17 protein-coding genes are annotated in these 22,696 nt (G+C 67.2%); 10 read left to right on the top strand and 7 right to left on the bottom strand.

Features of this window, described 5'->3' with window-relative positions; translation table 11 throughout:
* Nucleotides 1-2: 2 nt before the first annotated feature.
* On the bottom strand, nucleotides 3-1,046 hold the full coding sequence (gene bioB / locus ACYKG1_RS20485; protein ID WP_478471240.1) for a biotin synthase BioB: 1,044 nt from the start codon (nucleotides 1,044-1,046) through the stop codon (nucleotides 3-5).
* A 160-nt stretch (nucleotides 1,047-1,206) separates the two neighbouring features.
* Between bioB and ACYKG1_RS20480 the strand changes: the two genes are divergently transcribed.
* The 7 genes from ACYKG1_RS20480 (at nucleotide 1,207) to ACYKG1_RS20450 (ending at nucleotide 7,076) form a co-directional block, all read left to right on the top strand.
* Nucleotides 1,207-1,770 (top strand): DUF3658 domain-containing protein, encoded by a 564-nt coding sequence (locus tag ACYKG1_RS20480; protein WP_478471239.1) that lies wholly within the window; start codon nucleotides 1,207-1,209, stop codon nucleotides 1,768-1,770.
* 109 nt (nucleotides 1,771-1,879) lie between these two features.
* On the top strand, nucleotides 1,880-2,446 hold the full coding sequence (locus tag ACYKG1_RS20475; RefSeq protein ID WP_262084270.1) for an HAD family hydrolase: 567 nt from the start codon (nucleotides 1,880-1,882) through the stop codon (nucleotides 2,444-2,446).
* Nucleotides 2,447-2,568: 122 nt separating this feature from the next.
* Nucleotides 2,569-3,894 carry a chloride channel protein gene (locus ACYKG1_RS20470; RefSeq protein ID WP_262084271.1) on the top strand — a complete coding sequence of 442 codons (1,326 nt, stop codon included), beginning with the start codon at nucleotides 2,569-2,571 and terminating at the stop codon, nucleotides 3,892-3,894.
* A 149-nt stretch (nucleotides 3,895-4,043) separates the two neighbouring features.
* Entirely contained in the window at nucleotides 4,044-5,213 is a 1,170-nt protein-coding gene (locus tag ACYKG1_RS20465; protein WP_478471238.1) for an L-dopachrome tautomerase-related protein, read from the top strand.
* Nucleotides 5,214-5,309: 96 nt separating this feature from the next.
* Nucleotides 5,310-5,999, top strand: coding sequence for a ComF family protein (locus tag ACYKG1_RS20460; RefSeq protein ID WP_478471237.1), 690 nt, complete (start codon nucleotides 5,310-5,312; stop codon nucleotides 5,997-5,999).
* 58 nt (nucleotides 6,000-6,057) lie between these two features.
* Nucleotides 6,058-6,609: an HdeD family acid-resistance protein gene (locus ACYKG1_RS20455; protein WP_478471236.1), complete on the top strand. Its 552-nt coding sequence runs from the start codon at nucleotides 6,058-6,060 to the stop codon at nucleotides 6,607-6,609.
* On the top strand, nucleotides 6,606-7,076 hold the full coding sequence (locus ACYKG1_RS20450; RefSeq protein WP_478471235.1) for a SecDF P1 head subdomain-containing protein: 471 nt from the start codon (nucleotides 6,606-6,608) through the stop codon (nucleotides 7,074-7,076). The genes ACYKG1_RS20455 and ACYKG1_RS20450 overlap by 4 nt, the downstream gene beginning before the upstream one ends.
* 52 nt (nucleotides 7,077-7,128) lie before the next feature.
* Here ACYKG1_RS20450 and ACYKG1_RS20445 read toward each other — a convergent pair whose 3' ends face one another.
* The 6 genes from ACYKG1_RS20445 to ACYKG1_RS20420 form a co-directional block, all read right to left on the bottom strand.
* Nucleotides 7,129-8,907: an MFS transporter gene (locus ACYKG1_RS20445; protein ID WP_478471234.1), complete on the bottom strand. Its 1,779-nt coding sequence runs from the start codon at nucleotides 8,905-8,907 to the stop codon at nucleotides 7,129-7,131.
* A 123-nt stretch (nucleotides 8,908-9,030) separates the two neighbouring features.
* Entirely contained in the window at nucleotides 9,031-10,158 is a 1,128-nt protein-coding gene (nagA, locus tag ACYKG1_RS20440; protein ID WP_478471233.1) for an N-acetylglucosamine-6-phosphate deacetylase, read from the bottom strand.
* Complete coding sequence (locus ACYKG1_RS20435; protein WP_087924247.1) at nucleotides 10,155-10,931, bottom strand: DeoR family transcriptional regulator; 777 nt, start codon at nucleotides 10,929-10,931, stop codon at nucleotides 10,155-10,157. The genes nagA and ACYKG1_RS20435 overlap by 4 nt, the downstream gene beginning before the upstream one ends.
* A gap of 33 nt (nucleotides 10,932-10,964) precedes the next feature.
* A complete protein-coding gene (locus ACYKG1_RS20430; RefSeq protein WP_262084275.1) occupies nucleotides 10,965-12,299 on the bottom strand; it encodes a D-tagatose-bisphosphate aldolase, class II, non-catalytic subunit in 1,335 nt (444 codons plus the stop codon).
* A gap of 16 nt (nucleotides 12,300-12,315) precedes the next feature.
* Nucleotides 12,316-13,254 (bottom strand): ROK family protein, encoded by a 939-nt coding sequence (locus ACYKG1_RS20425; RefSeq protein ID WP_100474442.1) that lies wholly within the window; start codon nucleotides 13,252-13,254, stop codon nucleotides 12,316-12,318.
* Nucleotides 13,247-14,401 (bottom strand): SIS domain-containing protein, encoded by a 1,155-nt coding sequence (locus tag ACYKG1_RS20420; RefSeq protein WP_262084277.1) that lies wholly within the window; start codon nucleotides 14,399-14,401, stop codon nucleotides 13,247-13,249. The genes ACYKG1_RS20425 and ACYKG1_RS20420 overlap by 8 nt, the downstream gene beginning before the upstream one ends.
* Nucleotides 14,402-14,723: 322 nt before the next feature.
* Here ACYKG1_RS20420 and ACYKG1_RS20415 point away from each other — a divergent pair, with 322 nt between their 5' ends.
* From ACYKG1_RS20415 to ACYKG1_RS20405, 3 genes are all read left to right on the top strand, one after another.
* Entirely contained in the window at nucleotides 14,724-18,083 is a 3,360-nt protein-coding gene (locus tag ACYKG1_RS20415; RefSeq protein ID WP_478471232.1) for a TIM-barrel domain-containing protein, read from the top strand.
* A gap of 132 nt (nucleotides 18,084-18,215) precedes the next feature.
* Nucleotides 18,216-21,191, top strand: a complete 2,976-nt coding sequence (locus ACYKG1_RS20410; protein WP_478471231.1) for a TonB-dependent receptor domain-containing protein — start codon at nucleotides 18,216-18,218, stop codon at nucleotides 21,189-21,191.
* A 65-nt stretch (nucleotides 21,192-21,256) separates the two neighbouring features.
* Nucleotides 21,257-22,612 (top strand): Gfo/Idh/MocA family protein, encoded by a 1,356-nt coding sequence (locus tag ACYKG1_RS20405; protein ID WP_478471230.1) that lies wholly within the window; start codon nucleotides 21,257-21,259, stop codon nucleotides 22,610-22,612.
* Nucleotides 22,613-22,696 lie beyond the last annotated feature (84 nt).

Below are 22,696 nucleotides of genomic sequence, written 5' to 3'. Positions count from 1 at the left end.
TCTCAGGCCGCGTGAGCGCAGCCACAGCCGGGGGTGTCGGCGCTGATATCGGCGTGCACGGTGCCGCCGTGGTCGTGGCCCTCGGCATCCACCTGCACGGCCATCGGCTGCAGGCCCAGGCGTGCGAACAGGGCCAGGTCGCGCTCGCGCTCCGGGTTGCCGGTGGTCAGCAGCCTGTCGCCGTAGAAGATCGAGTTGGCACCGGCCAGGAAACACAGCGCCTGCAGTTCGTCGCTCATCGCTTCACGCCCGGCCGACAGTCGCACCATCGAGCGCGGCATGGCAATGCGTGCCACCGCAATCATGCGCACGAACTCGAACGGGTCCAGCTCGGCGCTGCCGTGCAGCGGCGTGCCCGCCACCTGCACCAGCTTGTTGATCGGCACCGAATCGGGATGTGCCGGCAGCGTGGCCAGCGCCAGCAGCAGGCCGACGCGCTGCGCGCGTGTCTCGCCCATGCCGACGATGCCGCCGCAACAGGTCTTCAGGCCGGCATCGCGCACGTGCTCCAGCGTGTCCAGGCGGTCCTGGTACTGGCGCGTGTGGATGATCGAATCGTAGTAGTCCGGCGCGGTGTCGAGGTTGTGGTTGTAGTAGTCCAGTCCGGCGTCCTTCAGCGCACGCGCCTGCTCGCCACTGAGCATGCCCAGCGTGGCGCAGGTCTCCAGGCCCAGTGCCTTCACCCCGGCGATCATTGCCGCCACCTTCGGAATGTCGCGGTCCTTCGGCGAACGCCATGCGGCACCCATGCAGAAGCGCGAGGCACCGGCGGCCTTGGCCTGGCGTGCCTTGGCCAGCACTGCGTCGGTCTCCATCAGCTTCTGCGCGTTCACCCCGGTGCTGTAGCGCTGCGCCTGCGGGCAGTACGCGCAGTCTTCCGGGCAGCCGCCGGTCTTCACCGACAGCAGCGTGGAGACCTGCACCTGCGATGGGTCGAAATGCTCGCGGTGGACCGCTGCGGCGCGGAACAGCAGCTCGGGGAACGGCAGATCGAACAGTGCCTGCAGTTCGTCGTGTTGCCAGTCGTGGCGGATGGCAGCAGCCATGGCGGGACCTTGGGTACGAGTGGAGCGAGGGCGGCAGTGTGGGTGGGTTGGTGAGCGCTGTCAACTCAAGTGCTTCTAATTTGGTTTACATTGATCGGCCGCCATGAACGGGCGCTACGGTGTAAGTTCATTGCTGCATACGGACGCGCGAGCACGTGCCATGAACAGCTACCAGTCCTACCCGATCCGTCGCGACGCGGTGCTGTGCAGCCTGGCCGAACTTCCTGACGGCGGCCTGCGCGTGGTGCTGGATGATCTGCGTCAGGCCGATGCGAAGGGGCAGTGGAAGAATCACGCCTTCGTGACCTTCAAGGACTACCCGGCAGGGGGGCTCGATCCGGCGATGCTGCCGAAGGAGGAACTTGAAGCATTCGGTCACTATGTCTTGGTTCGCTTGTTGGCCATCAATGGCTGCCTGCGCGATACGGACGAACGCTCCGACAACGATGCCCATCTCACTGACCAGGAGCGGCAGAACATCGCCGCGCTGACCGACGAGGACATCGCCTGGATCGATGCGCAACTGCTTTCCCATTGCGATGGGCAGTTCCGAAAGATCGCCTACATTGTGGGCATGGTCATGTCGCTGCAGCCGAAGTGCCGATCGGGAATTCCAGATGTGTTCTATGCACGGCGTGTACGCATGCTGGTAGAACGGGGCATGTTGCAGGCGCAGGGCGACCTCACGCGGATGGGCTGTTGCGAAGTGCGCGTCCGGCAGTAGGCTTGCACCAACCAGGACCTGGTTGGAACTGTGTTTACATCTACCTGCTGCAAGGACACATGCTGAAGTCCATTCAGAAGATGGCGGCAGCTGAGGCAATGAAAGAAGAATGCACATGGAACCGGACGCGATGCCGCAGGGCGGAAAGCTGCTGATACTCGATCTGGATGAGACGCTGGTGCATGCCAGCGAGCGTGAACTGGAGCGACCCGCGGATTTCCGCCTCGTCGGCTACCACGTCTACCTGCGGCCCCACCTGCAGGCATTCCTCGACTATGCCTTTGCCCATTTCACGGTGGGTGTGTGGACGTCGTCCGGGCAACTGTATGCCGAACCGCTGGTGGACCAGCTGATGCCGGGGCGTCCGCTGGCGTTCCTGTGGTCCGCGCCGCGGTGCAGTATGGCCCGTGATTGGGAAACCGGCGGTTACACCTCGCAGAAGCGGCTGGGCAAGCTGAAGCGCCACGGCTTCCGTTTGGAGCAGATGATCGGTATCGATGACACGCCCGGCAAGTACGCCAGAAACTACGGAAATCTGGTCGAGGTGCGTGAGTTCACCGGTGATCCGGCTGATGACGAGCTGGCCCATCTGCAGCTGTATCTGGAGTGGCTGCGGCAGCAGCCCAACGTGCGCAGCGTGGAAAAGCGCCGGTGGCGGGAGCGCCTGCCCGTTTAGCGGTGTGCGCACGGGGCTGGTTGCCGGAACGGCCCGTGTCCGGGCATTTCACCGCATCCTGCAAGGCCTTCAGCCACAGTAACCGCTGTCCGCCCGTTTCCGCTCCGTCCACACTGCCCCGCATGACCGATCTCCATCGCCTCCGCGGCCGCATCACCGCGCTGGTTCTCAGCGAGGCCTGGCGCCGCCGCGCCGCGCTCTGGGGCGGCGCCGTGGCCGTGGCACTGGTGGCCATCCTGTTCGCCAAGGCCAGCGACGCGGCCTTCCACCTGTTCCAGCGCATCACCTCGCACTCGCCGTGGTGGGCGCTGCTGCTCACGCCGGGCATCTTCGCGTTGTTGGCGTGGCTGACTGCGGGCGTGCTGAAACCCACCCGCGGCAGCGGTATTCCGCAGGTCATCGCTGCGTTGGACAAGCCCGATGAGCCATTCCGGAAGATCAATCTTTCGCCTGCGGTCTCGGCGGGCAAGCTGCTGCTGACCTCGTTGTCGCTGCTCGGTGGCGCGTCGGTCGGGCGCGAGGGCCCGACGGTGCATGTGGGTGCCAGCCTGATGTACCTGTTTGGCCGCTGGTTCGGCTTCAAGGATCCCCGCGAGCTCTCGCATTTCCTGTTGGCCGGTGGCGCTGCTGGTATTGCGGCGGCGTTCAACACGCCGCTGGCCGGTATCGTCTTTGCCATCGAGGAGCTCAGCGGCCGCTTCGAGCATCGGTTCTCCGGCACCCTGCTGACCGCAGTGATCGTCGGCGGCGTGGTGTCGCTGGGCCTGCTGGGCAACTACACCTATTTCGGCCATGTAAGCGCGCGGCTTCCGCTGGGACAGGGTTGGCTGGCGATCCTGTTGTGCGGTGTGGTGGCGGGTCTGCTGGGAGGCTTGTTCGCGCGCGCCGTCCTGGCCAGTGCGGCGGGCCGCCCGCGTTGGCTTGGCCAGCTGCGGCAGCGGCATCCCGTGCTGCTGGCGGCCGCGTGCGGCCTGGTGGTGGTGGTGCTCGCCCTCGTCTTCGGCGAAGGCGCGTTCGGCACCGGCTACGAGCAGGCGCGCAGCCTGGTACAGGGGCAGGCGATGGTGGGCCATGAATTCGGTCTGATGAAGCTGCTGGCGAATCTGGCGTCCTACGTGGCGGGTATCCCTGGCGGCCTGTTCTCGCCGGCGCTGGCGGTCGGTGCCGGCCTTGGGCATAACCTGGCGGTGTTGATGCCGGGCGTGGATCCGCGTGCGTTCGTGCTGCTGGGCATGTGTGCCTACCTGACCGGCGTTACCCAGGCACCGCTGACCTCGGCGGTGATCTCGCTGGAGCTGACCGACAGTGGTGATCTGCTGCTGCCGATCCTGGCCACGGTGCTGATCGCGCGGGGCGTGTCCGGGCTGGTGTGCCGCGTGCCGATCTACCGTGGGTTGGCGGAGTTGTTGATGGTGCCGCAAGCAGAGCCGGCTGATAGGCATCGCTGATTACCTTGGTCAACAGGATCAATCAGGTCGTAATCTTCACTCCTGTAGTGAAGCTGATTCCTCGTTGCACCGTCTACCCGATGCCGCGTGTGCCGCAGAAGATGCGTCGACGCCGGGGCCGCACCCGGACCTGCATCGAGAGCGCGACCATGATCAACTGCCGTATCCGCAGCCTGGCGGCTGCCATCCTGGCCCTGGCCAGTTCCCCCGCGCTGGCGATGTCCGGCGCGCCCCTGCTGCCCAGCGAGCGCAGCATCGGCACCCTCGAACCGGTGGCGCGTTTCGAAGGTGCCATGCCCACCAGCGTGGCGGTGTCCGAGACCGGGCGGATCTTCGTCAACTTCCCGCGCTGGGGCGATGACGTGACCTACAGCGTGGCCGAATGGCGCGACGGCCGCGCCGTGCCCTATCCGGATGCGCGCATCAACCGCAAGGACGGTCCCGATCCGGCGGCCCATTTCATCAGCGTGCAGAGCGTGGTGGCCGATGGCCAGGGGCGCCTCTGGGTGCTGGACACTGCTGCGCCGGGCTTCTCCGCTCCACAGGCCGGCGGTGCCAAACTGGTGGCGATCGACCTTGCCACCAACACCGTGACCAAGACGCTGGTATTCCCGGCCAACGTCATCGACGCGCGCACCTATGTCAACGATGTGCGCTTCGATTTCCGTGTCGGCCGCGAGGGCGTGGCCTACGTGACCGACTCGTCGCTGAGCGGCATCGGCGGCATCATCGTGATTGACCTCGCCACTGGCGTCGCGTCCAAGCGACTGGTCGGCCACGTATCCACCTCGGCCGATCCCGCCTTCGTACCGATCGTGGAAGGACGGCAGATGCGGCTGCGCAACGCGGATGGTTCGACGCAGCCGTTCACCGTGGCTGCCGATGGCATTGCGTTGTCGCCGGATGGCGCGACGCTGTTCTATACCCCGTTGTCGAGCCGCCATCTGTACAGCGTGCCCACCGCCTTGCTGCGCGACCCCAACGTAAATGAGGCGGCGCTGGCTGCGGCCGTGGTCGACCTGGGCGACAAGGGCGCGTCCGATGGTATGGAGATGGACACCAACGGCCGGCTGTATGCCAGCGACTACGAGCACAACGCCATCCACGCCCGCGATGCGCAGGGGCGCTGGACGACCGTGGTGCACGACCCGCGCATCCTGTGGCCGGATACCCTGTCGATGGGGCCCGATGGCTATCTGTACTTCACCGCCAACCAGCTGCATCGGCAGGCCGGATTCAATGGCGGCGTTGATCGCCGGCAGACGCCGTACATGGTGTACCGCACCCGGGTGGATGCGAAGCCTGCGCCAACGCGGTGAAGGGATCGGGGCAGAAGGTGGGCGATGAAAATGCTTACGGGTCGTTGAGGGCACCCCCGATGGCAACGCGCTGGCGGGGGCGACATGCTGAAGCGCATGTCTGCCTTCTTCGATGCGGGCCGCCACGTGCAGGCCGCACTTCGCGTGCCGCTACCGCTTCGTTGCCTGGTCTGCGGCGACCCGGGCCACGATGATCTTGACCTGTGCCGTGCCTGCCTTGTCGATCTGCCTTGGTCTGGCCGCACCTGCCTGCGTTGTGCGCTGCCGCTGCCCGACAACGCGCTGATCGTCTGCGGCAGCTGCCGCGAGGAAGCACCGCCGCAGGCCGCCACCCATGCCAGCCTGTTGTACCTGCCGCCGGTCGACCAGCTGCTGGTGCGCTACAAGTTTCATCAGGACGTCGCCGCCGGTCGCCTGCTGGCACAGCTGATGCAGCGGGCGCCGCCGCCCTGGTGGTGCCCACCGCTGGTGCCGGTGCCGCTGCACAATCGTCGCCTGCGCCAGCGCGGCTACAACCAGGCGGGTGAGCTGTGCCGGTTGCTGTCGATGCCGGTCTGGCACGGGCTGTACCGGCGGCGGCATACGGCACCACAGTCCGAACGCACGGCCGAACAGCGCCGGGAGAACCTGTTCGATGCGTTCGATGTACGCGGTCCAGTGCCACCGCGGCTGACCGTGGTCGACGACGTGATGACCACAGGCAGTACGGTGATGGAGATTGCCGAAACGCTGCGCTGCGTCGGCGTTGAAGAGGTGCGCGTATGGGTGTGCGCGCGGGTGCCGTGATCGTTCTCTTCATCGCCAGGGGCTAGGATGGGGCCGGTTCCGGATCGAAGGAGTGGCCATGAATTCCCCCTTGTCTCCCCTGTTGTCGGCGGTTGGCCGTAGCTGGTGGATCCTCCTGCTGTATGGTCTGGTCGCTCTGGGCTTCGGCATCATTGCCATCGGTTGGCCGCTGTCGGCGGCCATGGCACTGGCCTGGACACTGGGCGTGATGGCCATCGTCGAGGGTGTCATCAGCCTGTTCGCACTGGTCAGTGGCGGCAGCGGCGCTTCGCGCGGCTGGCTCGCGCTCTATGCCATTGCTTCGCTGGGTTTCGGCATCCTGGCGGTGATCAATCCGCTGGCCACCGCCAGCGTGCTGGTGCTGTTCCTGGCGGCGTGGCTGCTGGTGGCCGGCATCTATCGCATCGTGTTCGCGATCCGCGTGCGCAAGCAGATCCAAGGCGAGTGGCTGCTGATCCTCAGCGGCGTGCTGGCGGTGGTGCTGGGCCTGCTGTTTGCGGCCAACCCGTATGCCGGTGTAGCGGTGACCACGCTGTGGATCGGCATCGGCAGCCTGCTGTACGGGCTGCTGCAGGTGTTGGTGGCATTCAAGCTGCGGAAGCTGCGGTGAGGGTTGCGCTTCCGCTTCTGCTGGGGGCGGCACTGGTGCTGGCCGGATGCGTGCCGGGCGCCACGCCCGGTGGCTTGGCAGGGAAGGATCACGTGCCGCGCCCTGGCGTGGATGTGCGCCTGAGCGCGGTGGACGCCTCCGGCAAAGGCAAGCCGGCGCAATGGCAAGGCGAAACCCTCGCCCTGCGCGAGCCGTCGATCGCCGGCAGCACCGACATCGCCGACGTGCGCTACGTGCTGGATGAGGCCAAGCAACCTGGCCTGCAGATCCGCTATCGACCCGAAGCGCACCAGCGCATCCATGATGGCACGGCAGCCCTGGTGGGCCAGCGCGCGGCGCTCAGCGTGGACGGCCGCGTGTTGATGGTGGCGACGGTGCAGGGGCCGTTCGGCGAATCGATGATGTTGAGCGGGCTGTCCAGCGTTGCCGAGGCGCGGGATCTGGCCAGGCACATCACCGGCGAATGACCGGCGCGCCTGCGACCCCGCGCTGCGCGCGGAGGTCGACCCAGGTCGACGATTACCGGGCGAACCGGGCCTCGATTTCTTCCAGCGACTTGCCCTTGGTCTCCGGCAGCCAGAACGCAGCCACCAGGAAGAACACGAAGGTGCACGCCGCCCAGAACACGAACATGCTGGCGTAGCCGTAGTGGCCCACAGTGGGCAGGAAGATGGCGGCGATGGTGGTCGACACGAACTGGTTGATCAGCAGCGCGATGCTCATGCCGTTGGAGCGGATGCGGTTGGGCATCAGCTCCGACAGTGCCAGCCACACGCACACGCCGGGGCCGACTGCGAAGAACGCGACGAACACCAGGATGCAGGTGGCCACCGCCCAGCCATGGGCCGGCGGCGGCACCGGGCCGATGCGGGCCTGCTCGATGCGCAACGGTGCCTGCGTGGCACTGGCGGGGTCGGCGAACGGGTTCAGATGCAGCGTGCGGAAGAACGCACCGATCACGCTGTCCGGCTGCACGGTGCCGGCACGCTCGATGCGCAGCTCGCGGTCGGTCAGGTTGTCGCTGCGCAGGGCGCGCACATTGGTGAAGTCACCATAGGCGTACGACACGGTCAGCTGCATCGGCCTGCCTTCGCTGTCGATGCCGGCGCCGAGGCGCTGCCACTGCGCGTCATCCAGCCCCAGCTGCAGGCCGTCGCCGTTGACCGCCGCCTGCAGCTGGGGCTGCACGTCGGTGCGGCCGCGTTCGGCCTGGAAGAACAGCGTGGCGGCGGCCAGCAGGGCCAAGCAGATGCCACCACTGCCGAGCATCAGCAGGAACTTGCGGCCCTTGCGGTCGACCAGCAGCAGCGCGACCACGGTCATCACCGCATTGAGCAGCTTGATCGCCACGTCGGCACCATTGGCCACTGAACCGGACAGGCCGGCCTGGTTGAGGATGTTCACCGCGTAGGCCAGCACCGAGTTGATGCCGGTGGCCTGGGTACAGGCCAGCACCACGCAGGCCAGCAGGAACGGCACCACGTAGCGGCGGCTGAGCAGCGGATCGCGCTTGCCGTCGCTGCTGCTCGATTCCGGCGCCTGGATCTGGGCCAGCGTGGGCTCGACCTCTGCGGCGGGCAGGACGCGCTGGAGGCTGCGGCGGGCTTCATCGATGCGACCGCGGCGCACCAGCCAGCGTGGCGATTCGGACAGCCAGAAGATACCGGCGCAGAACAGCAGGCCTGGCGCCAGGCAGGTCCAGAAGATGGTGCGCCAGGCATGGTCCTTCACCGTGAACAGTTCCTGCGCCTGCTGCGCGACCGGCAGCGAACGCACGGCTTCGGCGGCGGCATCCACGGCGTGGGCGTGGTACAGGCCGATCAGGGCTGCCAGCACCAGGCCAACGGTCAGCAGCAGCTGGAACATCGCCGCGCCGCGCCCACGTCGTTCGGGGCTGAGCACTTCAGCCAGGTACAGCGGAATCACCACGCCGATCAAACCGCCACTGATGCCCTGCAGCAAGCGTCCCAGCAGCAGCGGCGTGTAGCCGGAGGCCAGTGCCATGATCGGAATCGAGGCGGTGAACAGCAGGCCGGCCAGCAGCATCGCGCCGCGGCGGCCGATCAGGTCGGCAACCATGCCGGCGAACAGCGAAGACAACACGCTGCCCAGCAGCACTGCCGCGACGACGAAGCCGAGCTGCTGGCTGCTGAGCTGCCACGCGTGGCTGGCCGTTGCCTCCAGGTAGGGCAGGGCGCCGGCGATGATGCCGATGTCGATGCCGTACAGCAGGCCACCCAGGCCGCCGATGAAGAGCAGGTAGCGTACGGGCCAGCGCGGAGCGGTGCGTGCAGTCATCGGCATATCCCAGGAGGTGTTTCGGTGCGGATTGCTTTCTGTAGAGTCGAGCCATGCTCGATTGCTCTGCCGCGCCATGCGCGGACAGCCAAGCATGGCTCGACTCTACAAAGGCGCGGTGCGTCAGGCTGGTGTTGCGTTCAGATCGACCACGCGCCCGCCTACCACCACCTGCTGCAGGCGCAGTTCGGCGTCCAGCACCACCAGGTCGGCGCGGGCGTCGGGCGCGATGCGGCCGCGATCGCCCAGGCCCAGGTAATCGGCCGGGAAGGTGGAAACGCGCTGCGAGGCATCGGCCAGCTCCAGGCCCACCTGCACCAGGTTGCGCAGCGCCTGGTCCATGGTCAGCGCGCTGCCGGCCAGCGAACCGGTCGCCAGGCGCACGCAGCCACCGCACTTGTGCACGCGCTGCTCGCCCAGCGCGTACTCGCCATCGGGCATGCCAGTGGCGGCGGTGGCGTCGGTCACTGCGTACAGGCGCGGGATCGCGCGCGCGGCCAGGCGGATCACGCCGGGGTGGATGTGCTGCAGGTCGGGAATGATCTCGGCGTACTGCGCATGTGCCAACGCCGCCGCTGCAATGCCCGGGCGATAGTGATCGACGCCGGTCATGCCGTTGAACAGGTGGGTGAAGCCGGAGGCACCGGCCTGCAGCGCGGCCACGCCTTCCTCGTAGGTACCGGCGCTGTGACCGAGCTGCACGCGGATGCCCATTGCCGACAGCGCGGGAATCAGCGCGGTGTGCTCGCCGATCTCCGGAGCCAGCGTCATCACCCGGATCGGTGCCAGCGCATGCAGCTGCTGCACCAGTGCCAGCGTCGCCTCGATCGTGCGGTTGGGCTGCGCACCCAGACGCTGCGGGCTGATGAACGGTCCTTCCAGATGCACGCCGGCAATGCAGGCGGCATCGGCATCGGGCGCTGCCATGGTGGCGGCCACACCCTGCAGCGCGTGCTCGATCTCGTCCAGCCCGGCGGTCATGGTGGTCGCCAGCAGCGTGGTGGTGCCGAAGCGCAGATGGGTGCGGGCGATGGTGCGTGCCACGTCACCGCCCTGCATCAGGTCCACGCCGGCCGCGCCGTGCACGTGCAGGTCGATGAAGCCGGGCAGGATCACCGGCAGCTGCAGGTCGTCGGCACCGCTGTGGTCGTCCACCTGCAGCCGGCGTACGTGTGAATCGAAGTGGACGTGGCCACGCCGCCAACCCAGCGGGGTGAGGATGCGGCCATGCAGGGTGCGGGTGTCGGTCATGCGGCGGGCTCGGCGATGATCACTTCGATGCCCAGCCGCTGCAGCCCTTCGCGGGTCGCATCGTCGATGCCGGCGTCGGTGATGATGGCGTGGATCTGATCCAGCAGGGCGATGCGGTGCAGGCTGACGCGGCCGAACTTGGAGGCGTCGGTCAGCACCACGATGCGGCGTGCACGTTCGACCATGCGGTGGTTGAGGCGGGCTTCGGCCTCGTCGTGGGTGGTCAGGCCGAACTGCAGGTCCAGGCCGTCCACGCCCAGGAACAGGGTGTCGAAGCTGTACGAGTTGAGGCTGGCTTCGGCCTGGCTGCCCTGCAGCGACAGCGACTGCTGGCGCAGCAGGCCACCGGTCAGCAGCACGGTGATGCCCGCGGCATTGGCCAGTTCCCAGGCGATGTTCAGGCCGTTGGTCATCACCGTCACGTCGCGATGCGCGCGCAGGTGGCGGGCCAGGGTCATCGTGGTCGAGCCGGAGTCGATGATGATGTTGTCGCCGGGCTGCACCAGGCGCGCGGCGCGCGCGCCGATCGATTCCTTCAGCGGCAGGTTCAGTGCGTCCTTCTCGTGGATGTCCTGTTCCTGCGGCGGCGTGCGCACCAGCGTGGCACCGCCGTGGGTGCGGGTGGCCAGGCCCTGCGACTCGAAGTGGGTCAGATCGGCACGGATGGTCACCGCCGACACGCCGAAGCGCTCGACCAGATCGGCCACCTGCACCGAGCCGTGCTCGATCAGCAGCTGCAGGATCTGTTGCCGGCGGGAGCGGGTGTTGCGCATGGCCATTCTCGGTTTCGCGGGAAAAGGTAGAGATTAGCCGTTCGCAGACACGGCGGCAGCCGAGCCTGCGTGGTGCGCGCGGGTTCCGGCCTGGTTGGCGCTGCAGGCGCGGGCGTATTCGCCCAGGCACAGGCCGATGCGGTGCTGCACCAGTGCGGTGGGGGTGTTGGCCAGGGTACCTTCGCGCACGGCGCGGTACTGCTCCGGCAGATACTGGCTGAGCAGCACCAGCGGCGGCGCATGCTGTTCCAGGTTGGTGAACAGGGTCTGCACCGCCTGCACCAGCGCTGGCTCGCCCCAGTAGTAGCGGCAGCGGTCGCTGAAGGAATAGCTGCGCAGCAGGCGCAGCGCGGCCTCATCGCCCTGGTAGTAGGACTGCCAGTACTTCGGCTGCGCCACCATCACCTCGTCCAGCACGTGCGGCAGGCGCGAGCACTGCGCGGCTGGAAGCAGCTCGGCCTCGATCGCGGCCAGCGCGAACAGTGCCTCGCGATAGGCGAAGGTGGCGGCCGGGCCGACCTTGAGGATGGCGAAGTGGTCGCGCACCAGCGCGTGCAGGCCGCTCTCGCGCTGGTAGTCGGTGGAATGCGCTTCGAACACGATGCGCGGCTGCTGTTCGAGGAAGCCGGCCAGCGTGCTGGCGGCGGCCGCGTCGTACTCGTGCACGCTGCTGTGGTCGAAGTCCACGCCCGGCTGCACCACCATCGCGATCACGCGCTGCCACGCATCGCGAAGCTGCGGGGTATCGAACGCCTGCTGGTGGATGGCCAGGGTCTGCGCGGCGGCGGCCGGCGTGGTCACCTGCAGGCCTTCTGCCAGCGAGGCTTCGCCACCGGGAATCGGCACTTCGGTACCGATCACGTAGACCGGCGGCGGCAGGCCGTGGTCAGCCGCGGTGCGTTCGGCGATCTCGGCCAGCTCGGCCGAGCGCGCGGCAACGATGGCATCGGGCAGCGGCACCGGATCATCGGCGCAGGACATGCTGCAGTCCAGGTGGATCTTGTGGAAGCCGGCGGCGACGTAGGCCTCGATCAGCACGCGCGCGTGGGTCATCGCTTCGGCGGCCGGACGCTTCTGCCAGGCATTCGGGCCGAGGTGGTCACCGCCCAGGATCAGTCGCTCGCGCGGGAAGCCCTCCTCATCGGCCAGCGTGCCCACGTAATCGCGGTACTGCGGCGGGGTCATGCCGGTGTAGCCGCCGAACTGGTCGACCTGGTTGGAGGTGGCCTCGACCAGCAGCACGGTGCCGTGTGCCTGCGCCACGTGCATGGCCGCGCGCAGTACCTGCTCGTTGCTGCAGCAGACGCTGTACAGGCCGACGTTGGCGCCAGCGCGGTGGGAGGCAAGCAGGGTCTGCAACGGGGACATGGTCAGGCTCCGGACATCAGGAAAACGAGGGTTGACAGGCGAGCAGGGCGGCACCGCGTGCGCCGCCGGCATCGCCGAAACGCGGCGGCACGATCGGCGGCACCTGCACGCCCTTGAACAGATGGGCGGCGATGGCGGCCGGCAGCTGCTGGTACAGCGGCGCGTACTGCGAAAGGCCGCCGCCGAGCACGATCACGTGCGGGTCCAGCGCCAGCACCAGCGCGGCCAGGCTGTGGCCGAGCAGGTCGCGATGGATGTCCAGCGCCTTGCGTGCGCGGGCATCACCGGCTTCGGCCAGTGCGATCACCGCGCTGGCGTCGGCGGCGCTGCCACCAAGGTGGCGTTCGATCATCGCCACGCCACTGCCGGAGACATACCGCTCCACGCAGCCCTGCAGGCCACACGCGCAGTCAATCAGCGGCAGGCCGTGGCGCTGCAGCAGGTGGCCGGGCACGCTCCAGTGGCCCCATTCGCCGGCCAGGCCGTTGAAGCCGGACAGCAGGCGGCCCTGCACGCAGAACCCGCCACCGGCACCGGTGCCGAGGATGGCGCCGAACATGCTGGCGTAGCCGTCGGCGGCACCGCCGTGGGCTTCAGACAGGGCGAAGCACTGCAGGTCGTTGCCGAAATGCAGCGGCCGCTGCAGGCGCGCCTGCAGGTCGGCGGCCACGCTGTGGCCGGTCAGCGCAGGCACGTTGGCACTCAGCTGGCGGCCGCTGCGGCGATCGCGCACGCCGGGCAGGGCGATGCCGATGGCCGCATCACTGCGGCCCAGCGCGGCATCGGCCTCGGCGACCAGGCTCTGCACCGCCTGCAGGAAGCCGTCGTAGTCGCCCTGCGGCGTCGCCACGCGGCGGCGCCAGGTGACCTGCATCGCCGCATCGCACGCCACCAGCTCGATCTTGGTGCCGCCGATGTCGATGCCGTAGCAGGCGTGGGCGATCAGCTCAGCCATGGTGGATGGTGACGCCCTTGACCACGCGGTTGACGGTGCCATCCGGGAACGGGTTGTCCGGGGTCAGGCCAAGCGCGGCCGAGCGCTGCAGCGCGAACAGCTGCGCGAAGCCCAGCCACACCGGCGCCAGCCACGGGTCGTCCAGTGCCGGCACGGTGAGGGTGTACTCATCATCGGCGCCGATGTCCGAATGCGGGCCGATCGCCAGGACCTGGCCGGCAACGCCGTCGCGGCGCAGTTCTTCCAGCAGGTCCTGTTCGTAGCGGCGCGCCAGCGGCTGCACGCTGCGCAGCACCACCACCAGGGTGTTGCCGTCCAGCGTCGACTTCGGGCCATGGCGGAAGCCCAGCGGCGTGTTCGCCAGCGCCAGCACGCGGCCGGCGGTCAGCTCCAGCACCTTCAGCGCGCACTCGCGTGCCAGCGCTTCCAGCGGGCCGCTGCCGAGGTAGATGATGCGGTTGAACGGGCGTTGCGCCAGCGCCGCCACCGGTGCATCCCACTGCGCCTGGCCTTCGCGGGCCAGCGCGGCGATCTGCTTCAGGCGCGCCACGCGCGCATCCCACGGCGAACGATCGAACACGGTCAATGCGGCCAGCAGCATGCAGGTCAGGCTGCTGGTCATGGCGAAGGCACGGTCGCAGCTGGCCGAGGGCATCAGCAGGGTGCAGGTGTCGGCACGGCCGGCGCCACGGCGGGCCAGTTCGCCATCGGCATTGCAGGTGATGTCGAGGAAGCGCGCATCATCCACATCGCTGCGCACGCGGTCCACTGCCGCCACGCTCTCCGGGCTGGAGCCGCTGCGGCCGAACGAGACCAGCAGGGTCGGGCGGTCGCGCTGCAGGTACAGCGCCGGGTGGGTCAGCAGGCTGGTGGTGTGCACCACGCGCACCTCGGCCGGCCACTGTGCGTTGATCGCGTCGGCCACCATCTCGGCAATGAAGCCGGAGCTGCCGGCGCCGGTGAACAGCACGCGCTGGTTGGGATCGTTGAGGCCGTCGCCGAGGAAAGCCTGCAGGCGGTCACGGGCATGCGACAGATCCTGGGCGAGGGCTTCCCACAGCGCAGGCTGCTGGGCGATTTCAGTAGCGGTATCGGCTCCGCCCAGGCGCTGCCAGGCGGACACATCGGAAAGCAGGGTGACGTCCATTCGGAGGTTCCAGTTGGGCCAGCGCACCATCTTCGTTTTCTTTCGAAATGTCAAATTGCGAAAGCAAAAAGAAAGAAAATGAGCGTCCGTCTTTCCACGATCCGCAGTGCGATGAAAAACGAAAGGATGCGCGGAATGCCGTATCGCACAACGCTTAACAGGCGCCTGCAAGCGCTTACACAAAGTATTGCGGCGCAGCAACTTTCGTTTCAATGGAATATATCTTCCTTTTTCCTTTCAATTTGTTGACATCTTTCGAATCGCTGCCCTAGAGTCGGCCCAACCGCTTTCGAAACGCCCGGTGAACGGGTTGGGAGTCCGCGTGGAAAACTGCGTTCGTCGCTCGCCGCTGATGCTGGCCCTGTTGCCGGCATTGATGCTGGCGTCCATGCCGGCCAGCGCCGAGCCGGTTGGCAACCTGCGTTCGGTGGCCGCCAGCGACAGCCGCGACGGCGTGCAGGGCTGGGACCTGCAGACCGACAAGGGCGCGCGCATCCGCATCGAGCTGCCGGCCACCGACATCATCCGCGTGCAGGCCGGCCGCAACGGCAAGCTCACTGGTGCAGGCGACAAGGCCGCGCCGATCGTGCTGCCGCAGCCCAAGGCGAACGTGCAGGCGCAGCTGGAAGAAGACGCGCAGGAAATCCGCGTGCGCACCGATGCACTGGTGCTGCATGTGCAGCGGCAGCCGCTGCGCCTGCGCCTGGAACGCCTGGACAACGGCCAGCCCATCGCCCTCTGGCAGGAGCTGCAGCCCCTGGACCTGGATGCCACGCAGAGCGTGCAGGTGCTGTCCTCGCAGGCCGACGAAGGCTATTACGGCGGTGGCCAGCAGAACGGCCGCTACCAGTTCAAGGGCCGCGAGCTGGAAGTGTCCTACTCCGGCGGCTGGGAAGAGGGCGACCGCCCCAGCCCGGCACCGATGCTGCTGAGCAGCCGCGGCTGGGGCATGCTGCGCAATACGTGGAGCGATGGCAGCTACGATCTGCGCGAGGCCGACCAGGCCACGCTGCTGCATCGCGAAGACCGCTTCGATGCCTACTACTTCGTCGGCGCCGATCTGCCAAAGCTGATCGAGCGCTACACCCAGCTGACCGGCCGCCCCAACATGGTGGCGCGCTGGGCGCTGTCCTACGGCGATGCCGATTGCTACAACGACGGCGACAACAGCAAGAAGCCCGGCACCGTGCCTGAAGGCTGGAGCGACGGCCCGACCGGCACCACGCCGGATGTGATCGACAGCGTGGCCAAGCAGTACCGCGCCCACGACATGCCCGGTGGCTGGATCCTGCCCAATGATGGTTACGGCTGCGGCTACAAGCAGTTGCCGGAAACGGTGAAGGGCCTGGCCACGTACGGCTTCCGCACCGGCCTGTGGACCGAGAACGGTGTCGACAAGATCGCCTGGGAAGTGGGCAAGGCTGGCAGCCGCGTGCAGAAGCTGGACGTGGCCTGGACCGGCAAGGGCTACCAGTTCGCGATGGATGCCAACCGCCAGGCATTCAACGGCATCCTCGACAATTCCGATTCGCGCCCGTTCCTGTGGACGGTGATGGGCTGGGCCGGCATCCAGCGCTATGCCGTAGCGTGGACCGGCGACCAGAGCAGCAGCTGGGACTACATCCGCTGGCACGTGCCGACCCTGGTCGGTTCGGGCCTGTCCGGCATGGCCTACGCCAGCGGCGACGTTGATGCGATCTTCGGCGGCAGCGCCGAGACCTTCACCCGCGACCTGCAGTGGAAGGCGTTCACCCCGGTGCTGATGGGCATGAGCGGCTGGTCGTCGAACGCGCGCAAGCACCCGTGGTGGTACGACGAGCCCTACCGCAGCATCAACCGCGATTACCTGAAGTTGAAGATGCGCCTGACCCCATACATGTACGGGCTGGTGCACGAGGCCGCACAGACCGGTGCACCGCCGGTGCGTGGCCTGATGTGGGACAACCCGCGCGATCCGCATGCGCAGGACGAAACCTACAAGTACCAGTTCCTGCTCGGCCGCGACCTGCTGGTGGCGCCGGTGTACCGCAGCCAGGCGGCCAGCCGCGGATGGCGCCGCGACATCCACCTGCCGGCCGGCGGCTGGATCGACTATTGGGATGGCCGCCGCGTGCAGGCCGGCACCGACGGCCGCCAACTCGACCGCCAGGTGGACCTGGCCACGCTGCCGCTGTTCGTGCGCGCCGGTGCGATCCTGCCGATGTACCCGTCGATGCTGTTCGATGGCGAGAAGCCGCTGGATGAAGTGACGTTCGACCTGTACCCGCAGGGTGATTCGCAGTACACGCTGTACGAAGACGATGGCAACACCCGCCGCTACCAGCAGGGCGAATCGAGCACGCAGCAGGTCCGCGTGCAGGCGCCGCTGCAGGGCAGTGGCCCGGTGCAGGTGCAGATCGATGCAGTGCAGGGCCAATACCAGGGCCAGCTGGCGCAGCGTCGCTATGGCCTGCGCGTGCTCAGCCGCCAGGCGCCGCGTGCGGTGCAGGCCGGTGGCCGCGCGCTGCCTGCGCTGGCCGATGCCGCTGCGTTGAACAGCGCCAGCGAAGGCTGGTACTTCGATGCCAAGGAGCGCCGCGGCACGCTGCATGTGCGCACGGCCGCGCAGGACATCCGCCAGCCGCTGCAGCTGCAGCTGGACTTCGCAGTCGCTGCCGCAGCCGCCGATGATGCCTATCCGGCCGCGCCGGTGCTGGGCCGCGAACTGCCGGCCGACAGCCTGCTGGTGGTCAATCGCCCGGCCGAAGAACCCGGCCATGCGCTGGAAAATGCCTTCGATGAGGATCCGGGCACCTGGTTCCGCAGCGTGCGCAACCAGGCCGTGCGCACCGGCGCGCATGAGTGGGTGATCGGCTTCGGCGAGCGGAAGATGATCGATGGCATCGACATCGCGCCGCGCAACGACAAGAACTGGAAGCACGGGCAGGTCCGCGACTACGAGGTGTACCTGGGTGACAGCAATGGCGAGTGGGGCGAGCCGATCGCCCGTGGCCGCCTGCAGCTGAAGGAAGGCCTGCAGCGCATCGACTTCCCGGCCCATGCCGGTCGCCTGCTGCGCTTCCGCGTGCTGAGCGTGCAGAACCCCGAGGGCGACGGCGCCAGCAGCTCCGACCCGATGGTGACCGCGGCACAAGGCAGCGCCCGCGCGTTCGATGCATTGCAGCCGCGCGATGTCGGCCCGATCGCACTGTCCACCTTCCACATTCTTGAACACCAGGAACCGGAGCGACCGGCCCGGCAGCGCTATCTCTCCGAGCTGCCGGTGCCGGCCGCGCTGGCCAGCCAGGTGCGCACCGACCAGTCCTTCCGTGGCGACGCCGGCATGCGCATGAACGGCCTGCAGTTCCGCCGTGGCCTGGGTGTCGGCGCCAACAGCCGCATCGACCTGCGCCTGCAGGGCGGCTGGCACCTGCTGCGCGCCGACCTCGGCATCGACGACGCCTGCCGCAACGCCGGCGGCCTGCAGTTCCAGGTCTGGGGTGACAACCGCCTGCTGTATGACAGCGGCCTGGTGAAGGCGCCCGGCGTGGTCAAGCCGGAGCTGGACATCCGAGGCCTTTCCACCCTGAGCCTGCGCACGCTGGGTGCGCAGGGCAGCCAACCCGCCCAGGTCTGCGCCAACTGGGCCAACGCCGTCCTGATCGGCCAGGAGGGCGACTCCGCCAGCATCGTCGCCCCATGACTCCTACGTAACACCGCTCCTCCCCCGCCCATTCCGACTACGGCCATCACGGCCGTGGCCCGGGAGCGTTTTGCCCGCCGAACGCCCACGCGCTCACTTTTTGCGCTGCACCCCTGCCAGGAGAGAACCCCGATGTTGCCCGCACGCCACCACCGCCCCCCCTGTCGTTCGATCGCTCCGCTGTCGCTGGCCATCGCCGGCGTGCTGCTGTCGGTAGCCGTTCCTGCCTTTGCCCAGGAGAGCAAGGACACCGCCACCGATCTGGCCCGCATCGAGGTCACCGGCTCCAACATCCGCCGCACCGACGTTGAAACCGCCTCGCCGGTGCAGGTGATCAGCAAGCAGGACATCCAGAACATGGGTGCGCGCACGCTGCTGCAGGTGCTCGACAACCTGCCGGCTGCACGCCCGGCGCAGCAGGATGCGCGTTCGCTGTTCACCGGCTCCGATGGTGCCTCGCAGGCCAACCTGCGCGGGCTGGGTGCACAGGGCACGCTGGTGCTGCTGAACGGTCGCCGCCTGTCGTACTACGGTGCGCCGGCCGGCTTCCAGACCCAGTTCGTCAACATCGATGCGATTCCCGCCGCCGCCATCGAACGCATGGAAGTGCTGACCGACGGTGCCTCGGCCGTGTACGGCACCGACGCGGTGGCCGGCGTGATCAACGTGATCACCAAGCGCAACTTCCAGGGCGCCGAGGTCAGCTTCACCAACGACACCTCCTCGCGCATCGATTCCTACGGTGAGCGCCAGGCCAGCATCACCGCCGGCTTCGGTGACCTGGCCGAGAACCGCTTCAACATCTACGGCGCGGTGAACATGTACCGCCGCGACGCGATTCCGCTCAGCGATTTCTACGACAAGCGGCCCGACCAGTACTACGTCAACAACCCGAACTACCTCAACAACCTGCGCCTGGGCGTGGGCAGCAAGCCGGGTGAGTTCAACCCGGGCAGCTACTTCGCCTTCGATCCGGTCACCGGCCGCCGCGTGCAGGAAGCCGCACCGGGCTGCAAGAACGTGCTGACCAGTGAAGCGGCCGGTCCGCGTTGCGTCTGGGAAACCTGGATGAACAACGAGATCGATGCCGGCGCCAAGTCCGAGCGCAACACCGCTTACCTCAACGGCACCTTCCTGGTGGGCGACAGCACCGAGATCTTCGCCGAGGCGACCTACACCGACATCGACCTGCGCGCCAACGGTGGCACGCCGCGCGCCTACGGCACCACCACCGGCAACCCGACCAGCTGGTTCTCGCGCAACACCGGCAACAACGTCAACCAGTTCCTGTACCCGTTCCTGGGCCCGAACAACGAGTACAACCACGCCAGCCCGGAAATGAAGGCGATGATGGGTGGTGTGGTCGGCCTGAACTACCTGCTGCAGGATGTCGGCCCGAACTACTTCGGCCAGCGCAACACCGACAAGAGCTACCGCGTGCTGGCCGGTGCGCGCGGCAACAGGGGAGACTGGAACTGGGAGACCGCCTTCGCCAGCGCGGGTACCCACTCCACCACCTACCAGACCATCAACGTCAACACCAAGGGCTTCGAGAAGGCGTTCGGTCCGTACACGATCGATCCAGGTACCGGCCGCGTGATCATCTCCGACCACCCGGCCTACAAGTTCGGCGAGATCAGCGAAGCCAACGCTGCGTTGATCCGTGAAGCGTTCCCGACCTTCGACATCCAGTCGTGGACCCGCCTGCACACCCTGGACGGCAAGATCGAAGGTCCGCTGTTCCAGCTGCCGGCCGGTGAGATGCGCGCCGCGTTCGGCTTCAACGCCAGCCGCGAAACCTTCTACACCCCGGGCAACGCCGATGCGGCCAACGGCCTGATCACCCAGCAGGGCGGCTCGTGGTTCGACGGTAAGCGCAACACGTACGCGCTGTTCGCAGAGACTGTCGCACCGATCACCGACACGCTGGAACTGGATGCAGCAGTGCGCGTGGACAAGTACCCGAACTTCAGCGCCAACGTCGCGCCGAAGATCGGCTTCAAGTACCAGGCGTTCGACCAGCTGATGCTGCGCGGTACCTACTCCACCGGCTTCCGTGCACCGAGCCTGGCCGAGTCCGGCAACGGCGGCGTGTTCGCACAGCTGGGTGGCTACCGTGACGAGCTGCGCTGCAACGAGACCAACGCCATCGCCAACCTGTTGCTGAAGTCGCAGCGCCCGGGTGACGTCGATCTCGGCAAGACCCTGCTGAACGTCGATTGCAGCCGCACCGTGGCACGCATGACCCAGCCGAACAAGGACCTTAAGCCGGAGAAGGCGAAGATCGCCACCCTTGGTTTCGTCTATGAACCGGCGACCTGGCTGTCGGTGTCGGCCGACTACTGGTTCATCTATCGCGACAATGAGATCGTCGCGCCGGACTACCGCCGCATGGAAGACATCATCTCCTCGTCGCGTTCGCCGATCACCGACAGCGACCGTGCCAACCTGGCCCAGCTGGCAGCGATGTGTGCCGACCCCGCCAGTGGCGTGAACTGCCCGTCGGTGCTGCCGGGTTACTCCGCCGGCAACGTGGCCAGCGTGGTGGGCCAGTACAAGAACCGCGGCAAGACGCTGATCGACGGCTTCGACATCGATGCGCGCAGCCGCTTCTCGCTGGGCGACTGGGGCAACCTGAACATCGGCCTGGCCGCCACCATCGCCAACCGCAACCGCTTCTACATGGACGCCGAGAACGGCTGGTACTACGGCGACGTGGTCGGCTACTACAACAACCCGCGCCTGCGTGCCACGCTCAATGCCGACTGGACCTACAAGCAGGTGACCACCAGCATGTTCGTCAACTACGTGGGCGGCACCAAGTGGGCCACCGACCAGATCGACGAAGAGAGCAACAACAAGGAAACCTGCACCGGCGGCTACCTGGCCCTGCAGAAGAGCAAGTGCGATGGCGCGCCGTCGTGGTGGACCGCCAACATGAGCGTCACCTGGCGCCCGGATGATGCGTGGAACCTGAGCTTCACCGTCAAGAACCTGTTCAACCGCCTGCCGTTCTACGACCCGAACAGCTTCCTGGGTGACTCCAGTGACTACGCGACCATCTTCGGCCGTGGTTACAGTGTGACCATCGGCTACCGGTTCAAGTAATTCCGTTTGCGTGACCTGGCGTGCCGGCTGCGGCCGGCACGCTGCCAAGAGGAGAGATGTTTGCCATGAAGCGTAGGGAATTCATCGCGGCCAGTGCCGCTGTCGCCGCCAGCAGCCTGCTGCCGCAGACCCCGGCCTGGGCACGTGGGCGCAAGGTGCGCCTGGCCATGATCGGTACCGGCATGCGTGGCCTGGTGCTGCTGAAGGAGCTGGTGCGCCGCGACGATGTCGAGGTGGTCGCCCTGTGCGACATCGAGCCGATCATGCTTGGCCGCGCCGTGGAGATGGTCAGCAAGGCCGGAAAGCCGGCACCGAAGACTTATGGCCAGGACCGCGACACCAATGCCTGGAAGCGCCTGCTGGAACAGAAGGGCATCGACGGCGTGATCATCGCCACGCCGTGGGAATACCACGCGCCGATGGCGATTTCCGCGATGCAGGCCGGCGTGGCCGTGGGCTGCGAAGTGGTGGCCGGCATCACCCTGCAGGACCACTGGGACGTGCTGAAGACCCAGCTGAGCACCGGCACCCCGTACATGCTGCTGGAGAACGTCTGCTACCGCCGCGACGTGATGGCCGCGTTGCAGATGGTGCGCCAGGGCCTGTTCGGCGAACTGGTGCACCTGCAGGCCGGCTACCAGCACGACCTGCGCGGCGTGAAGTTCAATTCCGGCGACCCGAACCAGCCCTACGACAGCGGCGTGGAATTCGGTCCCAAGGGCTGGAGCGAAGCACGGTGGCGCACCGAGCATTCGGTGGAGCGCAACGGCGAACTGTACCCCAGTCACGGCATCGGCCCGTGCGCCATGTACACCGGCATCAACCGTGGCAACCGCTTCACCCACATCAACGCCTTCGCGACCAAGGCGCGCGGCCTGCACGAATACACCGTGGCCAAGAGTGGCGGCACCACCCATCCCAGCACCAAGGTGAAGTTCAAGCTGGGCGACATCGTCACCACCACGCTGGCCTGCGAGAACGGCGAGACCATCCTGCTGCAGCACGATACCTCGCTGCCGCGCCCGTACTCGATGGGCTTCCGCGTGCAGGGCACCAAGGGCCTGTGGATGGACGTGAACCATTCGATCCACATCGAAGGCCGCAGCCCGCCGCACCAGTGGGAAGAGTTCAAGAAGTACCAGGACCAGTACGAGCACCCGCTGTGGAAGCAGAATGCCGATACCGCCGCCAGCGCCGGCCACGGCGGCATGGACTGGTTCGTCATTCATGCCTTTGTGGAAGCGCTGAAGGCCAAGGCGCCGATGCCGATCGACATCTACGATGCGGTCACCTGGAGTGCGATCACCCCGCTGAGCGAGCAGTCGATCGCGAACAGCTTCCAGACGCTGGAGTTCCCGGACTTTACTGCTGGTGCGTGGAAGACGCGCAAGCCGATCTTCGCGTTCGACGGCAGGTACTGACCCGCTCCTTGTAGAGTCGAGCCATGCTCGACTGCTTTGAGTGCAACGCCGGGTTATGCCCGGCGTTGCTGTTTGTGTGGGCAT

The sequence above is a fragment of the Stenotrophomonas sp. 85239_Sma genome (assembly GCF_056481725.1).
Note: the sequence above shows the minus strand (reverse complement) of the source record. Positions and strands in the feature narration are given on the sequence as shown.